Genomic DNA, 7,643 nt, shown 5'->3' on the forward strand with positions numbered 1-7,643 from the left:
ATCATGACCAGCACCCTGCCCAACCAGGCCGAGAAGATCCGCGACCGCGCGGCGCTGATCGAGGTGATCGGCGGGTACATGGCGTCCCAGGCACTGCGCCTCGCGGCGGAGCTGAAGATCGCCGATCTCATCCACGACGGCGTCGACACCAGCGCCGCGCTCGCGCAGGCCACCGGCTCCCACGAGCCGTCGCTGCACCGGCTGCTGCGCATGCTGGCCGCGGTGGGCATCACCACCGAGCCGGAGCCGGGCCGCTTCGGCCTCAGTGCCGTCGGCGAGCAGCTGCGCTCGGACTCGCCCGACTCGCTGTGGGCCTTCACGCGGTTCTTCACCGACCCGTCGCTGTTCACCTCGTGGCAGTCGGTCGGGCACACCGTCAGGACGGGCGAGTGCGCGTTCGACCAGGTGCACGGCAAGAACGCCTACGTCCACCTCTCGGAGCAGCCGGAGCTGTCGGCGCTGTTCAACCACGCCATGAGCCAGGAGTCGCGGATCGCGGCCGGGCAGGTCGCGGCGGGCATCGACTTCACCGACGTCAAGTCCGTGGTGGACATCGGCGGCGGCGACGGCACGCTGCTGAAGGCGATCCTGACCACGCACCCGCACCTGACCGGCGTCGTCTTCGACAGCCCGAGCGGGGTGGCCGAGGCGCCGAAGGTGATCGCCGAGGCGGGCCTCACCGACCGCTGCGAGGTCGTGGCAGGGGACTTCTTCCAGGCCGTGCCCGAGGGCGGGGACCTGTACATCATCAAGAGTGTCTTCCAGGACTGGGACGACGAGCCCGCGGCGAAGCTGCTGCGCACGGTCCGCGCGCACATGCCCGATGGCGCGAAGCTCCTGATCGTCGGCTCGGTCCTGACCGACACCGCCACCACCGACGAGCCGGTCATGTTCCTGACCGACGCGAACATGCTCGTGACCGCCGGTGGCCGCGAGCGGACCGAGAGCGAGTTCGCCGCGCTGCTCGCCGACACCGGCTTCACGGTGGAGGTCGTGGCACGCAACGCGGCCGGCCCGCTGTCCGTCATCGAGGCCCTGCCCGCCTGAGCCTTCTGGAGTACCGACATGATCCCGTTCAGCACCGCACCGAGTGAGAAGATCGACAGCGGCGGCGGCAAGTGCATGTACGCACAGCTCGACCGGTTCCGCGAGTCGGCCCCGGCCGTGGCCGTCGAGCTGCCGGAAGGCGTGGTGGTCTGGTCCGTCACCAGGGGCGACGTGGTCCGCAGGATCCTGACCCACCCCGACGTCTCCCGCAACCTCAGGAACAACGTGCCGATGTACGAGCCGGGCGAGGTGCCGTGGCTGTCGCCGTGGGTGGACGTCGAGTCCATGTCCACCGCGGAGGGCCGCGAGCACCAGCGCCTGCGCAAGCTCATCGCACCCGCGCTCACACCCAAACGCATCGACGCCATGCGCCCGCACCTGGCCGCCATCGCGGAGAAGCTGCTCGACGACCTGGCGAGCGAGCCGGCCGACGAGCCGGTCGACCTGCACGTCAAGTTCTCCCAGCAGCTGCCCACCAGGATGATCTGCGATCTGTTCGGCGTACCGGAGGACCTGCGTCCCGAGGTGCTCCGCATCCTGCGCATCGTGCTGAACACCGACAACGTGCCGGAGGAGGAGTCGTCGCGGGTCTTCGTCGACATCGGCGTCGCGATGCGGACCCTCATCGACGGCAAGCGCCGCGAGCCTGGCGACGACCTGACGAGCTACCTGATCGCGGCCCGCGTCGACGGCGAGGCGCCGCTGTCGGAGCAGGAGCTGGTCGACATGTTGATCCTGCTGATCGGCGGCGGCAGCCAGACCACGGTGTCGCTCATCGACCACACCGTCCGCGAGCTGCTGGCCAACCCGGACCAGCTCGCGATCGTGCTGGCCGACCCGAGCCGCTGGCCCGACGCGGTCGAGGAGTCGCTGCGTCTCCAGTGCCCGGTCGGCCACCTGCCGATGCGGTGGGCCAAGGAGGACATCGACCTCGGCGAGGGCGTCGTGATCAGGAAGTACGACGCCATCATGGTCAGCTACCTCGCGCACGGCCGTGACCCCGACGTGTTCCCGAACCCGCTGGCGTTCGACGTCGACCGGGACAACAAGGAGCACATCGCCTTCGGTGCCGGGCCGCACTTCTGCCCCGGCGCGCGGCTGGCGCGGCTCGAGGCGGCGGTCGCGGTCCCCGCGTTGTTCGCCCGCTACCCCGACCTCGCGCTCGCGGTGGCCCCCGAGGACGTGCCGCCGCTGCGTTCGTTCATGGCCAACGATGTCGCCTCGCTCCCGATCCTGCTCCACCACGAGGCCGCCGCGGCTGCCTGAGCGATTACCGGTCGATTACCCCCTCCGGGTACCGTCGAAGACTGGCGGTACCCCCTGGGGGTAAGTCCAGTTTTGGAGGGATCTCGTCCATGTCCACCACCGACGACCCGTCGCAGCCGCGAGCCGGACGCAAGGAGTGGCTGGGCCTGGGGTTGCTGGTCCTGCCGTCGTTGCTGCTGTTCATGATGCTGACGATCCTGTTCCTGGCGATCCCGCACATCGCGGCGGACCTTCGCCCCAGCAGCACGCAGATGCTGTGGATCGTCGACATCTACGGCTTCCTCATGGCGGGTTTCCTCGTCGCCATGGGCACTCTCGGCGACCGCGTGGGCAGGCGACTGGTGTTCACCGCCGGCTCCGGGGTGTTCGCCGTCGTCTCGTTCGTCGCCGCCTACACCGGTGACCCGGGCTGGATGATCTTCTGGCGGGCCGTGCTCGGCGTCGCCGCCGCCGCGGTCATGCCCGCCACGCTCGGCCTGATCTTCTCGATGTTCCTCAACGCCAGGCAGCGCGGCATCGCGATCGGCGCGTGGGCGGCGAGCATCTCCGTCGGCGTCGCACTCGGTCCGCTGCTCTCCGGCGTACTGCTCGAGGTCTTCACCTGGCGGTCCACGTTCCTGATCTCCGTGCCGGTGATGGCGCTCGTCGCCGTGTTCGCGCCGTTCGTCCTGCCGGAGCACAGGGACCAGAACGCGGGCAGGCTCGACCTCTTCAGCGTCGGCCTGCTGCTCGCCACGCTGCTGCCGCTGGTCTACGGCGTGAAGACCCTCGCGAAGGACGACTCGTTCACGGTCGCGATCGGGGCCGTCGCCGTCGGCGTGGCGTTCGGCGTGTGGTTCGTGCTGCGGCAGCTGCGGTCCGCCGCGCCGCTGCTCGACGTGCGCCTGTTCGCCAACCGCACGGTGTCCGGTGCCCTCTCGGTCTACATCCTGGCCGCGCTCGCCATGGGCGGCACGTACCTGATGTTCACGCAGTACCTGCAGCTCGTCGCCGACCTGTCGCCGTTGCAGACGGGCCTGTCGATCCTGCCCGCCGCGCTGGTCCTCGTCGGGGTGTCGATGGTCGTGCCGATCCTCGCGCGGAAGGTGCGGCCCGGGTTCGTCATCGCGGGCGGGCTCGCCATCCAGGTCGTCGGCTACCTGATGCTCACGCAGGTCGAGAGCACCGCGGGACTCCCGTTGCTCATCGCGGGCTTCATCGTCCTGTATCCGGCCGTGAACCCGGCGATGGCGCTCACGACCGGGCTGGTCGTCGGCTCCGTGCCACCCGCGAAGGCGGGTGCCGCGTCCGGACTCGCCACGACGGCCAACGACCTCGGGCTCTCGCTCGGCGTCGCACTCATCGGCAGCATCGGCGTCGCCACCTACCGCGACGGCATCGACCTGCCCGGCGGCCTGCCCGCCGACGTCGCCGCCTCGGCGCGGGAAAGCCTCGACGGCGCGGTCTCCGCCGCGCAGGGCCTTCCCCTGGACGTGAGTGCGGCGGTGCTCGAGCCTGCGCGGGCCGCGTTCACGAGCGGGCTCAACCTCGGTGCCGTCATCGCGGCGGTGATCGCCGCCGTCGGCGCCGTGCTGGCGGCCACCCGCCTGCGGCACGTGCCCCCGACCGGTGCGCCGGCCGAGGCGCCCGTGCCCGCCGACAGATCCACTGTGGACGCGTAGCGAGCCCGGTGCGGTGCGGCCCCTCCAGACCCCGGGGGCCGCACCGGCCAATTCTTCGTCGTGGGAAGGAACCGGCGGTGGACAGCAGACCAGGATTCGGCACGGAGCTGTTCGACGGAAGGCTCCGGCTCGACCTCCTCGACCCGGTGCCGTCCCTGCTCCTCGACGCCGAGAGCGAGGCGTTTCTCGCGCGGCTGCGCACCTTCTGTGAGGAGAAGGTCGACGGCAGGCAGATCGAGCGCGAGGACCGGATCCCGGACGAGGTCGTCAACGGGCTCAGGGACATCGGCGCGTTCGCCATCAAGATCCCCAAGGAGTACGGGGGTCTCGGCCTGCCCGGCGTGTGCTACCACCGGGCACTGATGATCGTCAGCAGCACGCACTCCGCGCTGGGCGAACTGCTCGGCGCGCACCAGGCCATCGGGCTCGTGCAGCCGCTGCGCCTGTTCGGCACCGACGAGCAGAAGAAGTCGCTGCTTCCCCGGTGTGTCAGGGAGATCTCCGCGTTCATCCTCACGGAGCCGGACATCGGCAACGACCCGTTCCGCATGCGCACCACCGCGACGCCGACGGTCGACGGCTGGGTGCTCGACGGCGTGAAGCTGTGGACCACCAACGGGGTGCTCGCCGACTTCCTCGTCGTGATGGCCGTGGTGCCCGCGTCGGACCGTGGCCCAGGCGGGATGTCGGCTTTCGTGGTCGACGCGGACGCCCCCGGCGTCACGGTAGAACATCGCAACTCGTTCCTGGGCCTGCGCGGCCTGGAGAACGGGGTCATCCGGCTGCACCAGGTCGTCGTGCCGGTGAACAGGATGATCGGGCCGGAAGGTCAGGGCCTGGAGGTCGCGCTGGCCGCACAGGACACGGGACGGCTCTCGCTGCCCGCGGTGTGTGTCGCGGCGGGCAAGTGGAGCCTCAAGATCGCGCGCGAGTGGTCGCGGGTGCGGGTCCAGTGGGACAGGCCGATCGGCGAGCACGAGGCCGTCGCCGCCAAGATCGCGTTCATCGCGGCGACGACGTTCGCGATGGAGGCCATGGTCGAGGTGTCCGGCCGCCACGCCGACGAGGGCCGCTTCGACACCCGCACGGAGGTGGAACTGGCGAAGCTGTTCGCGTCGGAGAAGGCGTGGCAGATCGCCGACGAGCTGGTCCAGCTCCGCGGTGGACGTGGCTACGAGACCGCGGAGTCCGCCGCGGCGCGCGGTGAGCGCGGCGTGCCGGTCGAGCAGCTGCTGCGGGACCTGCGGATCGGCCGCATCTTCGACGGCTCGACCGAGGCGCTGCGGGTCTTCATCGGCACGGACGCCCTCGCGGCGCGGAACGAGCCCGCGGGCCACCCCGCCCGGGCGGGCGAGCTGGCACCCGCGTTCGGCCAGCTGGCACAGCACGTCCGGTTCGTCGACCGAGAGGCCCGCCGCCTGGCCAGGCAGATCGACTGCGCGAAGGCAAGATGGGGCGAGGGCATCGGCGAACGGCAGCGGTTCCTGGGCCGTGTCGTCGACATCGCGGCCGAGCTGTACGCGATGTCCGTCGCGTGCGTGTACGCCAAGGTACTCGGCGAGCAGGCGACCGAGCTGGCCGACGTGTTCTGCCGCCAGGCACGTCGGCGCGTTGGCGAGCTGGGTGACCAGCTGTGGGTGAATACTGACACCCACGACAGCGCAGTGGCGGCACGGGTGCTGGCGGACGGCTACACGTGGCTGGAGGAGGGCGTGCTGGACGCCTCCATCGAGGGACCGTGGATCGCCGAGCCCGCACCGGGGCCGTCGACGAGACCGAACCTGCATCGAAGGATCCGGAGGCAGTGATGGACGTCGGCTCGCTGGTCGACCAGGCGCAGCGCGTGCTCGTGCGTTCCCCCAACCGTTTCCTGGACGCGCTGGAGGCGGGCACCGTGTCCCGCGACCGCCTGCGGCTGCTGGCGGGGGAGCTGTACTGGCTGGTGTCGACCGACGCGCGGAGCAGCGCGCTGCTGGCGGAGCGGTTCCCCACCTCGACACTGTTCGCGGGCATGGCCGCGGGCGAGGACGAGGCGTTGCGCCTGCTGCTGGAGTTCGCGGCGACGCTCGGGCTGGGGGAGCGGGACCTGCGCGCGTACGAGCCGATGCCGTCCGCGCAGGCGTATCCGGCGTATCTGGCCCAGACGGCGGCCTTCGGTGGGCGCGCGTCGCTCCCGTTCGCGATGCTGGTGAACGTGGCGGAGTCCGGCGGCTACTACACTCGGGCGGCGGATGCCCTGGTGGCGAACTACCGCTTTCCTGAGCCGTCGGTCGCCCACTTCCGCTTCTTCTCCGACACTCCCGAGGAGATGCTGAAGCTGGCCATCGACACCGTCTCACTGGGACTGTCCGAAGGGGACGACCCGGCGATGCTCGTCCGCACGGCCAAGATGGTCAACGCCTACGAGGCCGCGTTCTGGTCGACACTGGCAGGCTAGCCCCGCACTGAAGGACGCCTTCGTAACACTGGGCGTACTGAAGGACGCCTTCAGTGCATTCCCACCGGGACGCGGCCAGCTACAGCTGACGCGGCTCGGCACAGCTAAGGCGGCGAGACCTCGACGCGGCGGTCGATGCGGTCCTCGATCCACGTGCTGGTGTCGATGAGCCACAACCGGTCCACCGTGATCTGGTAGACCCGATGGTCCGCAGGCGGGAGCAGCGCCTCGACCGGAAGCGTGTACTCGGCGCGACTCTCCTCGTCGGGCAGCAGGGCGTCGTAGAACGTGGCGTGGTGGGCCCGCACCTCGACCGGGTCCAGCTCCCGGCAGGTGCCGGTGAACTGGGCCCCGTCGACCTCCGTCAGGGCGCCGTCCCCCGTCACGTACAGGGAACCACTCACCGACGGCCGCACGGCGACATGCCTGCTGTGCCGGGACTGCGTGGCCGACCCGAACAGGAACCGCAGCGGCCGCGGCAGCCACGCGTACTGGAGCACGGCCGTCCACGGCTCACCGCCACCGGACACAGTGGACAGCGAGAGGTACCTAGCCTCCGCCAGCACCCGATTCGTCCGCTCTGCCAGGCTCATGCCGCCTCCAGCCAACGGGAGTCTTCCCGGTTGAGCGCGATGGCGACGTCCGCCCGGCCGAAGACCAGGATCTCGTTGTCCGCCAACAGATCCGTGTCGACGGGCACCTCGGGCGAGTGGTGGATCAGGCGGTACTCGGCACCGCGGCTGTCCAACAGAGCCATCAGGCGGTCGTACGCGGTCATGGTTCCAGGTTAGGCGGCCACGTCCACACGAGGACCGACGTCCAGTGTGCGCACAGTCCACAGTTACCGGAGGGTTTCCTACCGGATCTTAGGTTGTGGGTGGCGGACCGTCGAGGGCGAGGAGGCGCACGGTGACCGACTTCAGCGCTGCCACCACCGCGAGCGGCCCGCTCACGGTGTTGGTTGGCTCGCTCCGCTCGCTGGTGAGCGGGCCTTCATCCGGCGTCTTCCCTCCTGCGCGCGGAAGTCCCTGGGCTCGTTCCTCGCGCAGGGACTTCCGTGCTCGTCAGTCCAGACGCCGGCGGCCCGCTCACGGTGTTGGTTTGGCTCGCTCCGCTCGCTGGTGAGCGGGCCTTCATCCGGCGTCTTCCCTCCTGCGCGCGGAAGTCCCTGGGCTCGTTCCTCGCGCAGGGACTTCCGTGCTCGTCAGTCCAGACGCCGGCGGCCCGCTCAC

General features: G+C 70.3%; 7 protein-coding genes. 5 read left to right on the forward strand and 2 right to left on the reverse strand.

Translation table 11 applies throughout. The annotated features are described in order from the left end of the window. The first annotated feature begins 3 nt into the window (after positions 1–3). The 5 genes from CLV71_RS36525 (at position 4) to CLV71_RS36545 (ending at position 6,411) form a co-directional block, all read left to right on the forward strand. On the forward strand, positions 4–1,047 hold the full coding sequence (locus CLV71_RS36525) for a methyltransferase (RefSeq protein WP_133907462.1): 1,044 nt from the start codon (positions 4–6) through the stop codon (positions 1,045–1,047). An 18-nt stretch (positions 1,048–1,065) separates the two neighbouring features. After that, the gene (locus CLV71_RS36530; protein ID WP_133907463.1) at positions 1,066–2,313 is read left to right on the forward strand and encodes a cytochrome P450 family protein; all 1,248 of its coding nucleotides are present in this window, start codon (positions 1,066–1,068) and stop codon (positions 2,311–2,313) included. An 89-nt stretch (positions 2,314–2,402) separates the two neighbouring features. Next, complete coding sequence (locus CLV71_RS36535; RefSeq protein WP_133907464.1) at positions 2,403–3,974, forward strand: MFS transporter; 1,572 nt, start codon at positions 2,403–2,405, stop codon at positions 3,972–3,974. Between the two features lie 77 nt (positions 3,975–4,051). Further along, positions 4,052–5,782 carry an acyl-CoA dehydrogenase family protein gene (locus CLV71_RS36540; protein WP_243867092.1) on the forward strand — a complete coding sequence of 577 codons (1,731 nt, stop codon included), beginning with the start codon at positions 4,052–4,054 and terminating at the stop codon, positions 5,780–5,782. Then, positions 5,782–6,411 (forward strand): thiaminase II/PqqC family protein, encoded by a 630-nt coding sequence (locus tag CLV71_RS36545; protein ID WP_133907466.1) that lies wholly within the window; start codon positions 5,782–5,784, stop codon positions 6,409–6,411. The genes CLV71_RS36540 and CLV71_RS36545 overlap by 1 nt, the downstream gene beginning before the upstream one ends. A gap of 104 nt (positions 6,412–6,515) precedes the next feature. On the opposite strand, the gene CLV71_RS36550 is transcribed toward CLV71_RS36545, so the two are convergent. Then, complete coding sequence (locus tag CLV71_RS36550; protein WP_133907467.1) at positions 6,516–7,004, reverse strand: pyridoxamine 5'-phosphate oxidase family protein; 489 nt, start codon at positions 7,002–7,004, stop codon at positions 6,516–6,518. Continuing rightward, positions 7,001–7,189, reverse strand: a complete 189-nt coding sequence (locus tag CLV71_RS36555) for a hypothetical protein (RefSeq protein ID WP_133907468.1) — start codon at positions 7,187–7,189, stop codon at positions 7,001–7,003. Before CLV71_RS36555 ends, CLV71_RS36550 begins: the two co-directional genes overlap by 4 nt. Positions 7,190–7,643: the final 454 nt, after the last annotated feature.

It is taken from the genome of Actinophytocola oryzae (genome assembly GCF_004364325.1).
GTDB lineage: Bacteria > Actinomycetota > Actinomycetes > Mycobacteriales > Pseudonocardiaceae > Actinophytocola > Actinophytocola oryzae.

What these genes read in the sequence shown, in the direction of transcription:
- CLV71_RS36525 (WP_133907462.1), top strand. Translation starts at nt 4, where the DNA reads ATGACCAGCACCCTGCCCAACCAGGCCGAGAAGATCCGCGACCGCGCG.
- CLV71_RS36530 (WP_133907463.1), top strand. Translation starts at nt 1,066, where the DNA reads ATGATCCCGTTCAGCACCGCACCGAGTGAGAAGATCGACAGCGGCGGC.
- CLV71_RS36535 (WP_133907464.1), top strand. Translation starts at nt 2,403, where the DNA reads ATGTCCACCACCGACGACCCGTCGCAGCCGCGAGCCGGACGCAAGGAG.
- CLV71_RS36545 (WP_133907466.1), top strand. Translation starts at nt 5,782, where the DNA reads ATGGACGTCGGCTCGCTGGTCGACCAGGCGCAGCGCGTGCTCGTGCGT.
- CLV71_RS36550 (WP_133907467.1), bottom strand. Translation starts at nt 7,004, where the DNA reads ATGAGCCTGGCAGAGCGGACGAATCGGGTGCTGGCGGAGGCTAGGTAC.
- CLV71_RS36555 (WP_133907468.1), bottom strand. Translation starts at nt 7,189, where the DNA reads ATGACCGCGTACGACCGCCTGATGGCTCTGTTGGACAGCCGCGGTGCC.